This is a genomic window from Colwellia sp. SU-HH01172 (genome assembly GCF_057553355.1).
In genome coordinates, this window is record NZ_BAAJMB010000001.1 from 949920 (window position 1) to 967771 (window position 17852).

Consider the following 17852-nt stretch of genomic DNA (forward strand, 5'->3'; position numbering starts at 1 on the left):
TATCGCCAATGAATATTTCGACTCGCTCATTATATGAGCAACATAATTAAAACATCTATCGGGTATAAATCATGTGAATACTGTTTATTTAATCAAATGATTCATAGTAGCTTTAAAATCAGGTAAAATAGCGCCAATATTTATCCTGGCTAATGACTTTGTTGTTAGTATTTTATCGTTAAAGTGAGTGTCAAATGAGCCTTTATACAGATTACATCGCAGAAATTGAAAGTCGTAAAAATGACCTAGGTTTAGCGCCTAAACCAATTGATAGTGCCGAATTATTAACTGAAATCATCGAGCAAATTAAAGATCAAGCAAACGAGCACCGTGCTGATTCGTTAAATTTCTTCATCTACAACACACTTCCGGGTACAACTAGTGCTGCTGGTGTTAAAGCTGCCTTCTTAAAAGAAATTATTTTAGCAAATGAAGTTGTTGCAGAAATCACTCCTACCTTTGCTTTTGAATTACTTTCACACATGAAAGGTGGCCCTTCAATTGAAGTACTACTTGACCTAGCATTAGGTAACGACGTTAATTTAGCGACACAAGCTTCTGACGTGTTAAAAACTCAAGTATTCTTATACGACGCTGACACAGCTCGCCTTGAAGACGCTTTCAAAGCAGGTAATACCGTTGCCAAAGATCTTTTAGAAAGCTACGCACAAGCAGAATTTTTCACTAAATTACCTGATATTGCGGAAAAAATTGATGTTGTAACTTACATTGCTGGTGAAGGTGATATCTCTACTGACTTATTATCTCCTGGTCATCAAGCTCACTCACGTGCTGACCGTGAATTACACGGCCAATGTATGATCACACCAGAAGCGCAACAAGAAATTCAAGCGCTACAAGCTAAGCACCCTAACGCGAAAGTCATGCTTATCGCTGAAAAAGGTACTATGGGTGTTGGTTCTTCTCGTATGTCAGGTGTAAATAACGTAGCACTTTGGGCCGGTAAGCAAGCAAGTCCTTACGTTCCATTCATTAACATTGCGCCAGTTGTAGCAGGTACTAACGGTATCGCTCCTATCTTCTTAACCACGGTTGATGTTACTGGTGGTATTGGTCTTGACCTTAAAAACTGGGTTAAGAAAGTCGATGCTAACGGTAACACGGTAGTTGATGAAAACGGTGATGCAGTTCTAGAAGAAGCTTACTCTGTAGCAACAGGTACAGTATTAACTATCGACACAAAAGCACAGAAGCTATACAACGGTGACAAAGAACTCGTTGACGTTTCTTCTGCATTTACTCCGCAAAAACAAGAGTTCATGAAAGCAGGTGGCTCGTACGCCGTTACCTTCGGTAAGAAACTACAAACATTTGCTGCAGAAGCTTTAGGTGTAAAACCTGCAAATGTATATGCAGCTTCAAAAGAAATTTCACATGCAGGTCAAGGCTTAACAGCGGTAGAGAAAATATTTAACCGTAACGCGGTTGGTGTTGTATCTGACTCGCCTTTACATGCCGGTTCAAACGTTCGTGTTAAAGTAAACATTGTTGGTTCACAAGATACCACTGGCCCTATGACATGTCAGGAATTAGAAGCCATGGCTGCTTCTACTATTTCTCCAATTGTTGATGGTGCTTACCAATCCGGTTGTCACACAGCATCAGTTTGGGATAGCAAAGCGCAAGCAAATATCCCTAAATTAATGGCATTCATGAACAAGTTTGGTTTAATCACCGCACGTGATCCAAAAGGTGTTTACCATTCAATGACTGACGTTATTCATAAAGTATTGAATGACATCACCATTGATGACCGCGCTATTATTATTGGTGGTGACTCACATACCCGTATGTCAAAAGGTGTCGCCTTTGGTGCCGATTCAGGTACGGTTGCTATCGCACTTGCGACTGGTGAATCAGCAATGCCAATCCCTGAGTCCGTTAAAGTTACCTTTAAAGGTAACATGAAAGGCCACATGGATTTCCGTGATGTTGTGCACTCAACGCAAGCGCAAATGCTTAAGCAGTTTGGTGGCGAGAACGTTTTCCAAGGTCGTATTATCGAAGTTCATATCGGTACATTAATGGCTGATCAAGCCTTTACTTTCACTGATTGGTCTGCAGAAATGAAAGCAAAAGCTTCAATTTGTATTTCTAACGATGAAACATTGATCAAGTCTATTGAATTGGCTAAGAGCCGTATTCAAATCATGATCAACAAAGGTATGGAAAACGCAGCCGGTACCTTAGCAGGCCTAATTGCTTTAGCTGACAAACGTATCGAAGAAGTTAAATCAGGCACTGAACCTGCACTAGCACCAGATGATGCGGCTAAGTACTACGCAGAAGTTGTTGTAGATCTTGACGCAATTGAAGAGCCAATGATTGCTGATCCTGATGTCAATAACGATGACGTATCTAAGCGTTACACCCATGATGTTATTCGCCCAGTTTCATACTACAACGACAAGCCGGTAGACTTAGGTTTCGTTGGTTCTTGTATGGTACACAAAGGTGACATGCAAATCATCGCACAAATGTTACGTAACATTGAAAAGCAAAACGGTAGCGTATCATTTAAAGCACCACTTGTTATAGCTCCACCAACGTATAACATTGTTGATGAATTAAAAGCTGAAGGTGATTGGGATATTCTGACTAAGTACTCAGGCTTTGAGTTTGACGATGCTAAACCGAAAGGCGAAGCACGTACTAAGTACGAAAACATCATGTATCTTGAACGTCCAGGCTGTAACTTATGCATGGGTAACCAAGAAAAAGCTGAACCTGGTGATACGGTTATTGCTACTTCAACGCGTTTATTCCAAGGTCGTGTTGTCGCTGATACTGCAGAGAAAAAAGGTGAGTCACTACTGGGTTCTACTCCTTTAGTTGTGCTTTCAACTGTTCTAGGTCGTTTCCCGACTATGGACGAATACAAGAGTGCAGTTGAAGGTATCGACCTAACTAAGTTTACTCCTCCTACAGAAGAGATGACCACTAAGTACACCGCTCAAGCAGTACCCGTTAAAGTGGTATAATAACCATTTTATCAAGTAGGAAACGCCTGCTTTTTAAATGAAAGTTAGACAGGAAAAAGGCGACTTATTTTAAATAAGTCGCCTTTTTTATTTGAGACTAAAAATACTATTAATGCGGGCATTCAATATTGGCAGATAGCGATGGCATGATCATATTTGGGAATGACAACTTATCATCAAAGCGTTCAACGCCTTTTAACACTTCAATTTTAAAACCATAACTTTTACAGATACGTAAAGACCTACGCATTAAGAAAGTGGCAAGTTTACTAAACTCGGTATCTTGCTTAGCAATAACTTGCAGGTGGTAATTGCCATTTTTCAAATCAGTTTGCTTAAACTGCACTTGATGATCAAAATCCCATTGTGAAGCGCCATTAACGGTTTTCACATTACTAGCACATGCGGCCAAGGTCAGCACAAACCCTAAGCAGATTAATTTTCTTACCATTCGAATTTCCTTATTAAGCAAAAATGAAGCTACTGTCACGAATGATAGCAAGTATAGCTTTACAAAGGTGTTGTTTCCTATCGTCAATTTGAAAAAAGCCAGCTGTTTAGCTGGCCTTAAAAAGTGGGAGAGTTGATTAAATCAATGAATGACTAACGACACCAAGTATTGTTCACAATAGTAATGCCCGTATTGGTAGTGCCCTTTGCTGTCATTTGACCTCGCATGTAAGTTGGGTCTATTACACCTGTTGCAGCACCACAATTTGCCATTGTCGCCGCAGTATTTGCAGCCCCAGCGCCCTCAAAACTAGCAGGAGCATAGGCATCAATACATGAGCCATAGTTTGAGTTACTAACTTTCATGTCATTGATTAAAGTATCACCTATAACATATACACCACTGGCAGATTGAGGAGAATAGTTACAAGAATTTCCATTCTGTGCCCCCGCAGTAACAACAACCATTTTGCCTGAATTCCATAGATTATCTACGCTACTATTGAAACTGCTATTATAAGAGCTTGCTAACCTCACTAATACGACATCACCCGTTGGTGCAGAACTTGCTATTTCATCAAGTTTATTGCTAAGCATAGAAATTGACGCCCCGTTAGTTCCAACAAAATGATATTGCAAACCCACACAGCTATGCAGAGCAGTTTGAAGCAGTGTCTCTAATGCCGGGGTATCATTTTCAAGAGTCACCACATGTAGGGTTTTACATTCAGTATTCACCGGTGGTTTTACATATTGTCCATCTAGCGACGTTGTCGTTTGGTCTAAACGATCTAAATCCCACGCTGGGTTTGCCACTACTTCATTCGCCAATGATACACTTGACACTAATAGAGCAGTAATTGCTGAGAAAGTTGTTTTTAACATTTTATTATTCCTTTTAAATTATGTTTATTACAAGCCACTCAAAAAATATTTTATTAAGTAAGCTTGTTTAACTTAGCGCTAGAAATAATATTCCTACAAGGGGGGAGCCTAGACATAGCAAAGAAATGATAAAGAATTGATAAATAGCCGATAGCAAAGTGAGATTAAATTTTGAACACATCTCATTTTTTTGAAAAGAGATAATTAGTAGAGAATTATAACAAAAATTTTATGCATAAAAAAACCAGCAAATTAGCTGGCTTTTTAACAAGTTAACGTAAAACGTTAGCTAAAATAGAAATTACTTTTTCTTTTTAACGGCTTTAGCATTTGGTAAATCAGTAATTGAACCTTCAAAGATTTCTGCCGCCAAGCCGATTGATTCATTTAATGTTGGGTGAGCATGAATAGTTAAACCAACATCTTCAGCATCTGCGCCCATTTCAACGGCTAAACAGATTTCACCAAGCATTTCGCCAGCGTTAATACCTACGATAGCACCACCAAGAACACGACCAGTTTCTTTTTCGAAGATCATCTTAGTTTTACCTTCAGTACGCGCAGAGGCAATTGCACGACCAGAAGCAGCCCACGGGAAGTTAGCAACTTCAATGTTTAAACCTTGCTCTTTTGCTTCACGCTCAGTAACACCAACCCAAGCCATTTCTGGATCAGTATAAGCAATTGAAGGAATACAACGTGGGTCAAATACATGTTTCTTGCCAGCGATAACTTCAGCTGCACAATGTGCTTCATGTACCGCTTTATGCGCAAGCATAGGTTGACCAACAACATCACCAATAGCGAAGATGTGAGGTACATTAGTACGAAGCTCGTTAGTTACATTGATGAAACCACGCTCATCAACATTTACGCCAGCTTTGTCAGCAGCAACTAAGTGACCATTTGGCTTACGGCCAACAGCAACTAAAATTTTGTCGTAACGTACTTGCTCTGCTGGTGCTTTTTTACCTTCAAAAGTAACGTATAAGCCGTCATCTTTTGCTTCAACTGCTACAACTTTAGTCGACAACATAATGTTGAACTTTTTCTTGTTGTAGTTGTTGTAAATTTTAACAATATCTTTATCAGCAGCTGGTACTAGTTGGTCTGCAAATTCAACAACAGATACGTTTGAACCTAGTGCTGAGTATACAGTACCCATTTCTAAACCAATGATGCCGCCACCAAGCACTAACATTTCTTCCGGTACATCTTTAAGTTCTAATGCGCCAGTTGAGTCAATAACACGTGGGTCGTCATTTGGAATGAATGGTAAGTCGATTACAGAAGAACCCGCAGCAATAATAGCGTTATCAAAAGTAATGGTTGTTTTACCGTCTGCGCCTTCAACTTCGATAGTTTTATCAGAAGTGAATTTACCGTAACCTGTCACAGTTTTAACTTTACGAGCTTTAGACATACCGCCTAAACCACCGGTTAATTGGCCAATTACGCTTTCTTTCCAGTCACGAATTTTATCTAAATCAATTTGAGGTGCGCCAAAAGTAACACCATGAGACGCCATTGCTGCCGCATCATCAATCACTTTAGCAACATGTAATAGTGCTTTTGAAGGGATACAACCTACGTTTAAACAAACGCCACCAAGCGTTTCACGGCTTTCAACTAATACTACGTCTAAACCTAAATCTGCTGCGCGAAATGCTGCTGAATAGCCACCAGGACCCGCACCTAAAACTACTACTTGAGTTTTAATATCGTTACTCATGCTAACCTCAAAATTGATGTATTTATTGCTGGTTATGCCAGCCTATATTTGCTGAATGATGTTAAACGGGTTTAACCGCAAGCATTTTCAACACTTTTTTGTATATGTCTTGGCGGCAATTTTACTTAAACCGCACAAGGATCGCTATCTTTTAATCAGCAATTAATAGCGAAAAGTAGGCGAAAATGAAAATTAACTAAACAACTTTCATTTTACCCACTTATTACTACTTAACGCTGATAGATATCAAATTATGTTTAACTATAATATCAGTGTTCTAATATCGCTCATGACATTTGATAGATGCACAGTAAAGCGTGCTGCCAATGCGCCGTCAATTACACGATGGTCGTAAGACATTGATAATGGCAACATAAGCTTAGGCTCAAAGTCTGTCCCATTCCACTTAGGTTTCATTTCAGACTTTGAAACACCTAAAATAGCCACTTCTGGCGCATTAACAATCGGCGTAAACGCTGTACCACCAATGCCACCTAAACTAGAAATGGTAAAACAGCCACCTTGCATATCAGCTGCTTTCAATTTACCGTCACGCGCTTTAATACTGATTTCTAACAGCTCGCGAGATAATTGATGAATACCTTTTTTATCTACATCACGTACGACCGGTACAACCAGGCCATTTGGTGTATCAACCGCGACACCAATGTGGATGTACTTCTTCAAAATTAGGCTTTCACCATCTTCGCTCAAGCTTGAGTTAAACGTTGGGAACTCACGTAATGCATCAGCCGCAGCTTTTAAAATAAACACCAGTGGCGTAATTTTAAACCCTAACTTTTTCTTTTCACAAATAACATTCTGTTCTTTACGGAAAGCTTCAACATTTGTGATGTCAGCTTCGTCAAATTGCGTAACATGTGGAATCGTTACCCAGTTACGGTGCAAGAATGGTCCAGAAATTTTCTGAATACGGGTAAGTGCTTTAGTTTCAATTTCACCAAACTTGGAGAAATCAATCGCTTTCGCACTAACAACCTGTAAACCACCTTCACCAGCAGCAACTGAACTGCCTGCATTCGCTTTCGGACGAGAAAGTTCATACTTAACATATGACTGCACGTCTTCTTTTAAAATGCGACCTTTATTGCCTGTGCCTTTCACTAGCGTTAAATCAACCCCAAATTCGCGAGCTAAACGACGAATTGACGGTGACGTATAGATACTGCCCGATGACGAAACTTTACCGGCTTGTGGATGATGCGGTACCGGCGCTGATTTCTTAGCAGCCGGCGCTGGCGCAGCTTTTGGCGCTTCAACAACTTTTTCAGCGGCTGGTGCAGCAACTTCAACCGGTGCGCCACTTGAGGTTTCAAGCTTGATCACCAATGAGCCTTGTTTAACTTTATCACCAACATTGATAAGCACTTCTTTAACCGTACCCGCATGTGAAGAAGGCACATCCATGGTTGCTTTATCAGTTTCTAAGGTGATTAAGCCGTCTTCTGCTTCAATTACATCACCAACGGCAACAAGCACATCGATAACATCAACTTCGCCGTCTTCACCAATGTCTGGTACAGCAACGTCGATTACAGCACTTGCGGTTGCAACTGCGGCAACAGGTGCTGGTTCAGCAGCGACTGGTGCTTCTTCAACCACTGGCGCCGGAGCTTCAACAACGTCTTCTTCAGGAACAGTCTCTGCACTTGCTGCTTCACCAGCAGGTGTCATTTCGGCAATGACGTCACCTTCTTTAATCTTGTCACCAACACTGACTAATAATGCACTCAATGTGCCAGCAAAAGGTGCTGGAATATCCATTGACGCCTTATCAGTTTCAACCGTTAATATACCTTCATCCGCTTCAAGTGAGTCACCCACTGCAAAACAAATTTCAATAATTTCAACTTCTTCGCCACCAACATCAGGGACTAGAATTTTTTGACTATCTGACATAATAATTCTCCGTACCGCTTATGCGTAAAGTGGGTTAAGTTTTTCAGTGTCAATATTGAAGCGTTTAATGGCTTCAGAAACCACTGAACGTTCAACATCACCACGGTTCGCCAATTCAAATAACGCAGCTACCACAACATAAGCAGCATTCACTTCAAAGTGAGTACGTAAATTCGCGCGGCTATCACTACGACCAAAACCATCAGTACCTAAACAACGGTATTCTGTGTCAATGTAGGCACGAACTTGGTCTGAATAGTTTTTAATGTAATCGGTTGCTGCAATTGCAGGACCATTTTCTTTAGTAATTACTGTAGAAATATAAGCTTGCTTTGGCTTGCTTTCAGGGTGAAGCATATTCCAACGTGTTACATCTTGTCCGTCACGTGCTAATTCATTGAATGAAGTTACTGAATAAACGTCACTTGAAATACCGTAATCAGCGCTTAGAATTTGTGCTGCTTCACGTACTTTTTCTAAAATAGTACCTGAGCCCATTAATTGCACATTAGCTTGCGCTTTTTTCGCTGTCACTGTTTCAAGCTTGTAAATACCTTTGATAATTTCATCAGCAACGTCTTTATTGTCAGGTATTGCTGGGTGTTGGTAGCTTTCGTTCATTAAGGTTAAGTAGTAGAAAATATTTTCATTATTTTCATACATACGGCGCAAACCATCTCGCACGATAACCGCAACTTCATAACCGTAGGTTGGGTCGTAAGTAACACAGTTAGGAATTAAACCCGCTTGCACATGTGAATGACCATCTTGATGTTGTAAACCTTCACCGTTTAGCGTGGTACGACCTGCCGTAGCACCTAATAAGAAGCCACGTGCTTGGCTGTCGCCCGCTGCCCATGCTAAGTCACCAACGCGTTGGAAACCAAACATTGAGTAGTAAATGTAGAAAGGAATAGTTGTCGCATTACAGGTTGAGTAAGAAGTACCTGAAGCAACCCAAGACGCCATAGCGCCTAGTTCGTTAATACCTTCTTGTAGTACTTGGCCTTTTTTGTCTTCACGGTAGTAAGCCACTTGGTCAGCATCTTGAGGAACGTATTTTTGTCCTTCGTTAGCGTAAATACCCACTTGACGGAATAAACCTTCCATACCAAAGGTACGTGCTTCATCAGGAATAATTGGCACAATGCGCTTACCAATTTTCTTATCTTTTAATAAGGCATTTAATACACGAACAAACGTCATTGTTGATGAAACTTCACGTTCGCCAGAGCCTTTCAAAATAGCATCAAAAGCTTTTAATGGTGGAATTTCTAAGCTCTCTTCTGCCTGTTCGCGACGAGCTGGTAATGAACCACCTAATGCTTCACGACGTGCTTTTAAGTATTTAAACTCTTCGCTGTCTTCAGGGAACTTGTAGAATGGTAAGTCAGCAATTTCATCATCGCTAATTGGCATATTAAAACGATCACGGTAATGCTTAATTGATTCAACATCCATTTTCTTAACATTGTGTGCAATGTTAAGTGCTTCACCTGAGGCACCTAAACCAAAACCTTTTACGGTTTTAGCTAAAATAACTGTTGGGCGACCTTTAGTTTCTTGCGCTTTTTTATATGCCGCATAAACTTTAACAGGATCATGACCACCACGGTTTAAGCGGTAAATATCTTCGTCTGACATATTCGCCACAAGTGCCGCAGTTTCAGGGTACTTATTGAAGAAGTTTTCACGCGTGTACTTACCACCTTTCGCTTTACAGTTTTGGTATTCACCATCAACCGTTTCTTCCATCAATTGTAAAAGTTTACCTGAAGTGTCACGAGCAATTAGTGCATCCCAGTATGAACCCCAAATAACCTTAACAACTTCCCAGCCAGCGCCACGGAATGTACCTTCAAGTTCTTGAATAATTTTGCCATTACCACGAACTGGGCCGTCTAAACGTTGCAAGTTACAGTTGATAACGAATGTTAAGTTGTCTAAACCTTCACGAGACGCTAAACCAATAGCACCCAATGATTCTGGCTCATCTGTTTCGCCGTCACCTAAGTAACAGTAAACACGTTGGCCTGAACAATCTTTAATACCACGATCAGTTAAGTATTTCAGGAAACGTGCAGTATAAATAGCTTGTAGTGGACCTAAGCCCATTGAAACTGTCGGGAATTGCCAAAAGTCTTGCATCAAATGCGGATGTGGATAAGAAGATAAACCTTCACCATCACATTCTTGACGGAAGTTATCCATTTGCGACTCAGTTAGACGACCTTCCATAAATGCACGAGCATAAATACCTGGAGCAATATGACCTTGTGAGAAAATAAAGTCGCCGCCATCTTTTTCTGAAGCCGCTTTAAAGAAATGGTTAAAACCAACATCATATAACATTGCAGAAGAAGCAAAACTACCGATATGACCGCCCAGCTCTAAGTCTTTTTTCGAAGCACGAAGTACTAAAACTAGCGCATTCCAACGAATTGCGGCACGAATACGCGCTTCAATGGTTTGGTCAGCTGGCATGTGTGGCTCTTGCCCTGGAGGAATAGTATTTACATAAGCTGTTTTTGCATCGAACGGTAAATGCGTACCACTGCGACGAGCGCGATCAATCAATTTTTCTAAAATAAAGTGTGCGCGATCTGGACCTTCATTTTCCAGAATAGAATCCATTGATTCTAACCACTCTTGGGTTTCCAATGAATCAATATCTAAATTTGGGAGCTCAGACATAATTACTTAGTCTCCAATTGTTATGTTTAAGTTAGTTAATATTGTTGGTTTAAAGATAGCCGCTTTTTCTCAGATATCCTCAACTCGTTTTAAATGTTCAAAAATTCTAAAATTTTGCTTGTTTCATTCGTCGCATGGAACGCTCCATACGACTATTTTCTTGTGACATTTTCAATAACACCTCTTCAATAAAGGCTAAATGTCGATGGCTAGCGCCCCAAGCGATTTGAGGTTTGCCACTGATAATCGCACTCATTAAGCGAGTACGATAATCTGATATTTGGCTAAACACATCGGGGCGTTTTGCCAATATCGTTAAATTCTGTTCAATATTGTCAATTAATAGCGGTGCCATGCTATTGGCCAATTGCAAAATCACGCCATTATGGCTGGCCGCACAAATAGCTAGGTAAAACTCAAAAACGGCTTCCGCTTCAATACGATAGTTTTCTTCCAGTTGAGCACTACCAATATTGTCATGCTTGCGCTGAATTTCATCAAAATCGGCTTGTGTACCCCGCATAGCAGCATAATAAGCAGACATACCTTCAATACCGTGACGAAATTCCAATAAATCAAATTGTGATTCATTGTTATTCGCCATCAAGGCAAACAATGGATCGGATAAACCACCGAGAATATTTTCATTGACGTAAGTGCCACCACCTTGGCGTCGCGTTACCAGATTTTTTGCTTCTAATTTTTGGATAGCTTCACGTAATGACGGGCGAGAAACATCAAATTGTTTGGCCAGCTCACGTTCAGCAGGCAGTTTTTGCCCAGGCTTTAAACTACCTTCTAGGATCATCGTCTCAAGCTGAGACTGAATAACATCAGACAACTTAGCTTGTTTTACCGGCTTTTTAATACTCGGAATAGACATTTAAAACCCTTTAATATTCAGATATTTTGTATCTAAATTCATTGCAACTTACCAAACATTCAACTGGTAAATTGGTCTGACCAATTAAAATAACGAGTCATAATGTAGCAAATAGTACCAGCGTTGTAAACTAACGGTCGATTTTTGAACAGAAAAGACAACGATAAATGCCTTTCTATATTGAATTAAATTGTTGGAAATGAATAAAGTGAAAGAGATACATTGATGTAAAAGGTAAACTTAGCAATAGCTGATCATGTTAAGCGAACTAACAGCTTAAATTTAATAAATGGAAATTAACTAAGGGGTGAAGTTATACGAGCTTTAATCACTCAACCGTTGTCTTTCATCAATTTAAGAAAAAAGACAACAGCGAATGTAAAATATTACCTGCTAGTCGTGTAATTCTTTACTTTAACTCAGCAGCCTATATTCGCCAGCAAAACATAGGCCGTAAGAAATATTAACTAGTTAATAATACCGGTTAAAATGAGTACTGAAATAACCACGAGAAATAACAGTAATGTACGTTTAGCCAGTTTAACCAATAAACACGGCTCTAAGGTGCAATCATCAGCATCAACCATAAAATCTTCTGACTTTTCAGCAACCGCGATCAATACTTTACTTGGCGCTTTTTCAAATTCAAATAAGTTTTCTAACCACACCGGCATGGCTTTCGAAAAGTGGCCAACAAACATATAACCAAAAGCAACTAAGCGCACAGGTAACCAATCAACCCAAAATAATAGTTGCTGATTCGCTTGGCTGACATCTTGTTGCGCGTCATCAACTTCAGCAACAGTGTCATTTGACTCCTCAGTTTGCTTTTCTGAGTTATTGCCATATTCATTTACCGTCGTTAATAAACGATAAAAAAGTGCACCTGCAGCACCAAACAAAACGAAAAACAGCATTACTGCGATAAAATAACGATAATTTAGCCACACTAGCGTTTGTCCAAAACCCATGTTGGCTATATTCTTATCTTGATGTAATTGCATATGGTGTAACTCACAGCTGGTCATTTCACCTTTAAACGCTGACACCAAATAGCTTTTGTATGCCTCGCGGGTTTTCATACAACCAAAACAAACAATTAAAATTAATGTTGAGGCGATTAAATGTAAAAGGACATTGTCAATTTCCGCCATTAAGAAATAGCAAGCCAAAACGGGAAGAAAAATAACAGCATATGACATGCCAATCGAGCGGCGAAAGTCAGCAAATACTTTAGTTTGTTTAATAGCACCAAGGTATCTTTGATAGAAGGTATTGAACTGCCAAGTGCTTGAAGATAAATAGCGCTCGGCAACTAGGGCAATCAATAAACTAATTAAGCTCATATTTCTTTATCCAACATAGATTAAAATAAAAAATAGAAATAAAGTGTTATCTAAACTCTATTTCGCAATAAATTTACGAAAGTACGACCAATCAAATGATGGCCCAGGATCTGTTTTACGCTCTGGCGCAATATCACAATGACCAGTAATATTACCCTTTAACTCTGGATAAGAAATCATTAACTGATTAGTTAAGGCACTAAGTTGCTGATATTGTTCTATAGTATAGGGAATATCATCCGTTCCTTCCAGCTCTATCCCAATTGAAAAATCATTACAATGTGTTCGGCCTTTATATGCCGATACGCCAGCATGCCAGGCTTTATCATCAAAGGATACATATTGAATAATCTGGCCATCACGCCTTATTAGACAATGTGCGGATACTCGCACTTTATATATAGTTTCAAAAAATGGGTCTACTGAGGGATCTAAATTACCGAGAAAAAAATCAGTAATGTGGTTACCACCAAACTGCCCAGGGGGTAGTGAGATATTATGCACAACCAATAAACTAACAGTATCCCCAGCATTTCTCGGCTCAAAATGACTAGACTTTTGAATTTCAGTATTCTTCAGCCAACCATTTTCAATGGCTAACTTGGGAAAATTTTTCTGTTGGCTTTGCATAATTGACAACAATAGTTCACTCATTATTTATTGTTAAGCTATTACATAGTAAAGTTCGTACTAGAACAAGCTGTTAACCTAATATTTGGACCAATATGAGTAATAAAGACGTCAGCACAAGTTTTGGCAAAAGCTTTGTATGGATAGCCTGGTTTATTGGTATCGCTTTATTAGTTTTTGTTTTTCAAGATCTACTAGACGGCCAATACAATCCGAATCAAGACCCTCAAGTATCATTACAAAGTAATGGTAAAGCCGAAGTTATCTTACAGCAAAATCGTCAAGGACATTATGTCACCACAGGTGCAATTAATGATACTAAAGTCACTTTTTTACTCGATACCGGCGCCACACAAGTTTCGGTTCCAGCACATATTGCAGACAAATTATCATTGCAAGCGGGCAACAAGTATCGCGTTCAAACAGCAAATGGCAGTATCTCGGTATACCAAACGACGATAAATGAATTACGCATTGGTAATATCTACCTGTATAATGTCGCGGCACATATTAATCCGAGTATGGATGCAGATGAAATTCTATTGGGCATGAGCGCCTTAAAAAGAGTAGAATTCCGCCAAACCGGAAAGCAACTTATTTTACGAGAGCAATTTTAGATGTTACCAGTATCACTACAGAACGATATCACCAAAACCATCACATGGGCCTTATGCGAAGACTTAGGCGTTAATAACTACGACGAATTGGCGAATAGCAGCGATATCACCGCAGAATTAATCCCTGTTGAAAATCAAGCCGTTGCTAATATTATTAGCCGTGATGAATGTGTTATTTGTGGTGTCGCTTGGGTCAGTGAAGTTTTTAAACAGCTGGACGACATCTACCAAGCTGAGACCAAAATAACTTGGTTTGTTAACGATGGTCAAACCGTAAAGGCCAATACCACACTATTTGAGTTATCAGGCAATGCTCGAATTTTATTAACTGGTGAGCGCACCGCCTTAAACTTTTTACAAAGCCTTTCCGGCACAGCAACTGTCACTAGCACCTATGTTAAGCATCTTGAAGGTACGGCAACTAAATTACTCGATACTAGAAAAACCATTCCCGGCCTTAGAAGTGCACAAAAGTACGCAGTAACATGCGGTGGCGGCGTTAACCATAGAATTGGCTTATTTGATGCTTTTTTAATTAAAGAAAATCATATTGCCGCCTGTGGCGGTATTGAAAAGGCCATTAGCACCGCACGTATTAACCATGGCGATAAAACCGTTGAAGTTGAAGTTGAAAATATCGATGAATTAACGCAAGCATTAAATGCCGGTAGTGACATCATTATGCTAGACAATTTTACTACTGAGATGATCGAACAAGCGGTAAAACTCACCGCTGAAATTTCTCAAGGCAAAACCAAGTTAGAAGTATCAGGCAATATGACTTTAAACACCCTGAAGGATTACGCAAAATCTGGGGTTGATTTCATCTCAGTGGGCGCACTTACCAAACACGTAAATGCCGTTGATTTATCAATGCGTTTTGTTTAAAAAATATAGTCAATTAAGACACAGGACTTTGTTACGGGCACAATAACCTTAAGTGCCCATATACATTTCTCAAGATAATCTAAATTACACATCCAAGCCCATAACTAACAAGCTATTTAACCCTACATTCTTTGTATATAACCCGAACTCGGGATAATGAGAATGAAAAAAATAACTATCTTCAAAGCATTATCAACACTCAATCTACAGTAGTGGTATTTATGTCTCGTTCAAGGTATTAGTGTGTCCAATAACGTGTTATTGGCAACTTGAACAACGTAGAAATAGGTTTTAATAGCACTGCTGTAGCATTTTTTTATCCCGAGACCAGGTTATACTTAACTCTAACCATAACGGGAACTTAGGGTTAATATTTTGTTAAATAGTGAAAAAGTCATCGAATTTGTAAAAAAAGTCTAAAAAAATAAAAAAAAATCGACACAATGTTTTACATTTGGCAAATTTTGTCGCAGTATCAATTCAGCCCCCGTAATAATGTATGGAATTACAAATTATGAAAAAGACATTACAAAACTTAACTATGAAGAAAAAAGCTGAAGGTTTTACCCTTATTGAATTGATGATCGTAGTAGCGATTATCGGTATTTTAGCAGCAGTGGCATTACCGGCTTATAATACTTATGCGCAACGAGCAGAGTTTTCTGAAATTGTTCTAGCAACAACTCCAGCAAAAACTGCCGTAGAAGTCTGCGTACAAACTAACGGCGGAGCAGCTGGGAACTGCCATACTACGGCGGATGGCAATGATGGTGCTGATAATGGATGGGCAAATGGTGATGCTGTAGATACAGTTGCTATTGCGGGAGCTGCAGCTTTAATTACTATTACAGCAACTTCAGAAGCAGAGTTTGGAGATGATGGAGCAACAGCATACACTTATATATTAACTGGTACGGTAGTAGGTTCAGCAATCACGTGGGACCAAGGCGGCAGCTGTGCGGGTGTAAATCTTTGTTAATGATGCACTAGAAAAACAAAAAGGCTCCTTATAGGAGCTTTTTTTGTTTTTCTAATAAAAATTAGGTTACACTTAGTTTATTCAATAAATATTATTCACACCAAGGTGTTATGAAAGGACTTCACCAGCAATCTAGCGTTTTATCTGCCCTCTCAAGACACCAACTTGTTTCGATTGAGCATATTGAACAAATTAGTGCTGACTTCCTTAGCCAAAAAAAACCATTCGTTCAATTTTTGGTTGAAGATAAAGGCTTAAATGCAGAAAGCATTGCTGACATTCTCTCCAAAAGTTTTGGCTACCCATTAATCGATTTAACTAATTTCGATATATCTCTAATTCCCGACGGTGTCCGCAACGAAAAGCTGGTGCGCAAGCACAATGCCTTGCCATTGTTCTTACGTGGCAAAGTGTTATTCGTTGCCATGTCAGATCCGACAAATTTAGACGCCTTAGAAGAAATTCAATTCAATACCGGTTTTTCTACAGAGTTAGTTCTTGCCAACGAAAGAGCTCTAGCAACTTGCATTGAAAAAATATTGGAAGAAGACAGTGATGCTCTTGACATATCGGATATGGATGCAGAAGAATTAGCAGGCATTGATGTACAAGAAGAGCGTAAAGAAGAGGATGATGTTGGTGGTGGCGATAAAGAAGATGCGCCAATCGTTGTCTATATCAACAAAATATTACTCGATGCCATCCGTAAAGGTGCATCAGACTTACATTTCGAACCTTATGAAAAGTCTTACCGTATCCGTTTTCGCATTGACGGCATACTCACTGAAGTTGCTAAACCTCCTGTCGCCTTGTCCTCGCGTATGGCGGCGCGCTTAAAAGTGATGTCTAAGCTTGATATTGCAGAGCGACGAGTGCCGCAAGATGGCCGTATAAAACTTGCTTTGTCTAAAAAGAAGTCTATCGATTTTCGTGTCAGTACCCTACCGACTATGTGGGGTGAAAAAATAGTTATGCGTATTCTTGATTCTTCAAGTGCCATGCTAGGCATTGACATGTTAGGTTACGCACCTGAACAAAAACAAATTTATATGGACGCCCTTGCCCAACCACAAGGTATGATATTAGTGACAGGGCCGACAGGCTCAGGTAAAACCGTTTCTCTTTATACGGGCTTAAATATTTTAAACACCGACGAACGTAACATTTCAACGGCGGAAGACCCAGTAGAGATAAACTTAGAAGGCATCAACCAAGTACAAATTAACACCAAAGCTGGCTTAACCTTCCCCAGCGCTTTGCGTTCATTTTTACGTCAAGATCCGGATATTGTTATGGTGGGTGAGATTCGAGACTTAGAAACCGCCGAAATAGCAATTAAGGCTGCGCAAACTGGTCACTTAGTATTATCAACACTTCATACCAATTCCGCAGCCGAAACACTGACTCGTTTATTGAATATGGGTGTTCCTTCCTATAACGTTGCTAGTTCAGTTACTATCATCATCGCACAACGATTAGCGCGTAGACTGTGCATTCAATGTAAAGAAAAAGAAGTTATTCCTGAAAGTGAGCTATTACAACAGGGCTTCTTACCAGAACAAATTAATGATATCACCTTATACAAACCTGTCGGTTGTGATCTCTGTACCGGTGGTTATAAAGGTCGGGTAGGTGTTTATGAAGTAATTAAGATTAGCGAAACAACCGCTAATTTAATTATGAGTGGTGCTAACTCACTTGATATCGCGGCACAGTGTCAAAAAGAGGGTTACAACAATTTGCGCCAATCAGGTTTAGAAAAAGCTGCATTAGGGGTAACGAGCCTAGAAGAAATTAATCGTGTAACAAACGCCTAACCCTAAAAT

The 17852-nt window shown here is 39.7% G+C and carries 13 protein-coding genes; 5 read left to right on the forward strand and 8 right to left on the reverse strand.

What is annotated here, in order from left to right; translation table 11 throughout:
* The first annotated feature begins 194 nt into the window (after positions 1–194).
* Positions 195–3002, forward strand: a complete 2808-nt coding sequence (locus AC27JP_RS04195) for a bifunctional aconitate hydratase 2/2-methylisocitrate dehydratase (RefSeq protein ID WP_487112361.1) — start codon at positions 195–197, stop codon at positions 3000–3002.
* A gap of 109 nt (positions 3003–3111) precedes the next feature.
* On the opposite strand, the gene AC27JP_RS04200 is transcribed toward AC27JP_RS04195, so the two are convergent.
* From AC27JP_RS04200 to ampD, 8 genes are all read right to left on the reverse strand, one after another.
* Positions 3112–3453, reverse strand: coding sequence for a hypothetical protein (locus AC27JP_RS04200; RefSeq protein WP_487112363.1), 342 nt, complete (start codon positions 3451–3453; stop codon positions 3112–3114).
* Between the two features lie 152 nt (positions 3454–3605).
* Positions 3606–4337, reverse strand: coding sequence for a hypothetical protein (locus AC27JP_RS04205; RefSeq protein WP_487112364.1), 732 nt, complete (start codon positions 4335–4337; stop codon positions 3606–3608).
* Between the two features lie 301 nt (positions 4338–4638).
* Positions 4639–6069 carry a dihydrolipoyl dehydrogenase gene (gene lpdA, locus AC27JP_RS04210; RefSeq protein WP_487112366.1) on the reverse strand — a complete coding sequence of 477 codons (1431 nt, stop codon included), beginning with the start codon at positions 6067–6069 and terminating at the stop codon, positions 4639–4641.
* Positions 6070–6330: 261 nt separating this feature from the next.
* Positions 6331–7989 (reverse strand): dihydrolipoyllysine-residue acetyltransferase, encoded by a 1659-nt coding sequence (gene aceF, locus AC27JP_RS04215; RefSeq protein WP_487112367.1) that lies wholly within the window; start codon positions 7987–7989, stop codon positions 6331–6333.
* Between the two features lie 18 nt (positions 7990–8007).
* Positions 8008–10683, reverse strand: coding sequence for a pyruvate dehydrogenase (acetyl-transferring), homodimeric type (gene aceE / locus AC27JP_RS04220; RefSeq protein ID WP_487112369.1), 2676 nt, complete (start codon positions 10681–10683; stop codon positions 8008–8010).
* A gap of 106 nt (positions 10684–10789) precedes the next feature.
* Positions 10790–11566: a pyruvate dehydrogenase complex transcriptional repressor PdhR gene (gene pdhR, locus AC27JP_RS04225; RefSeq protein WP_487112371.1), complete on the reverse strand. Its 777-nt coding sequence runs from the start codon at positions 11564–11566 to the stop codon at positions 10790–10792.
* A 467-nt stretch (positions 11567–12033) separates the two neighbouring features.
* Positions 12034–12912 carry a beta-lactamase regulator AmpE gene (ampE, locus tag AC27JP_RS04230; RefSeq protein WP_487112373.1) on the reverse strand — a complete coding sequence of 293 codons (879 nt, stop codon included), beginning with the start codon at positions 12910–12912 and terminating at the stop codon, positions 12034–12036.
* Between the two features lie 57 nt (positions 12913–12969).
* Positions 12970–13566, reverse strand: coding sequence for a 1,6-anhydro-N-acetylmuramyl-L-alanine amidase AmpD (gene ampD, locus AC27JP_RS04235; RefSeq protein ID WP_487112375.1), 597 nt, complete (start codon positions 13564–13566; stop codon positions 12970–12972).
* Between the two features lie 71 nt (positions 13567–13637).
* Here ampD and AC27JP_RS04240 point away from each other — a divergent pair, with 71 nt between their 5' ends.
* The 4 genes from AC27JP_RS04240 to pilB all read left to right on the forward strand — a co-directional run bounded on the left by AC27JP_RS04240 (position 13638) and on the right by pilB (position 17843).
* Entirely contained in the window at positions 13638–14159 is a 522-nt protein-coding gene (locus tag AC27JP_RS04240) for a retropepsin-like aspartic protease family protein (RefSeq protein WP_487112377.1), read from the forward strand.
* Positions 14160–15047 carry a carboxylating nicotinate-nucleotide diphosphorylase gene (gene nadC / locus AC27JP_RS04245; RefSeq protein ID WP_487112379.1) on the forward strand — a complete coding sequence of 296 codons (888 nt, stop codon included), beginning with the start codon at positions 14160–14162 and terminating at the stop codon, positions 15045–15047.
* A 499-nt stretch (positions 15048–15546) separates the two neighbouring features.
* Complete coding sequence (locus AC27JP_RS04250) at positions 15547–16026, forward strand: pilin (protein WP_487112381.1); 480 nt, start codon at positions 15547–15549, stop codon at positions 16024–16026.
* A gap of 110 nt (positions 16027–16136) precedes the next feature.
* Positions 16137–17843, forward strand: coding sequence for a type IV-A pilus assembly ATPase PilB (pilB, locus tag AC27JP_RS04255; RefSeq protein WP_487112383.1), 1707 nt, complete (start codon positions 16137–16139; stop codon positions 17841–17843).
* Positions 17844–17852 lie beyond the last annotated feature (9 nt).

Coding starts and splice junctions, on each gene's coding strand:
- pilB (WP_487112383.1), top strand. CDS start 16,137: ATGAAAGGACTTCACCAGCAATCTAGCGTTTTATCTGCCCTCTCAAGA.
- AC27JP_RS04200 (WP_487112363.1), bottom strand. CDS start 3,453: ATGGTAAGAAAATTAATCTGCTTAGGGTTTGTGCTGACCTTGGCCGCA.
- aceE (WP_487112369.1), bottom strand. CDS start 10,683: ATGTCTGAGCTCCCAAATTTAGATATTGATTCATTGGAAACCCAAGAG.
- pdhR (WP_487112371.1), bottom strand. CDS start 11,566: ATGTCTATTCCGAGTATTAAAAAGCCGGTAAAACAAGCTAAGTTGTCT.
- aceF (WP_487112367.1), bottom strand. CDS start 7,989: ATGTCAGATAGTCAAAAAATTCTAGTCCCTGATGTTGGTGGCGAAGAA.
- AC27JP_RS04240 (WP_487112377.1), top strand. CDS start 13,638: ATGAGTAATAAAGACGTCAGCACAAGTTTTGGCAAAAGCTTTGTATGG.
- AC27JP_RS04250 (WP_487112381.1), top strand. CDS start 15,547: ATGGAATTACAAATTATGAAAAAGACATTACAAAACTTAACTATGAAG.
- lpdA (WP_487112366.1), bottom strand. CDS start 6,069: ATGAGTAACGATATTAAAACTCAAGTAGTAGTTTTAGGTGCGGGTCCT.
- nadC (WP_487112379.1), top strand. CDS start 14,160: ATGTTACCAGTATCACTACAGAACGATATCACCAAAACCATCACATGG.
- AC27JP_RS04205 (WP_487112364.1), bottom strand. CDS start 4,337: ATGTTAAAAACAACTTTCTCAGCAATTACTGCTCTATTAGTGTCAAGT.
- AC27JP_RS04195 (WP_487112361.1), top strand. CDS start 195: ATGAGCCTTTATACAGATTACATCGCAGAAATTGAAAGTCGTAAAAAT.
- ampD (WP_487112375.1), bottom strand. CDS start 13,566: ATGAGTGAACTATTGTTGTCAATTATGCAAAGCCAACAGAAAAATTTT.
- ampE (WP_487112373.1), bottom strand. CDS start 12,912: ATGAGCTTAATTAGTTTATTGATTGCCCTAGTTGCCGAGCGCTATTTA.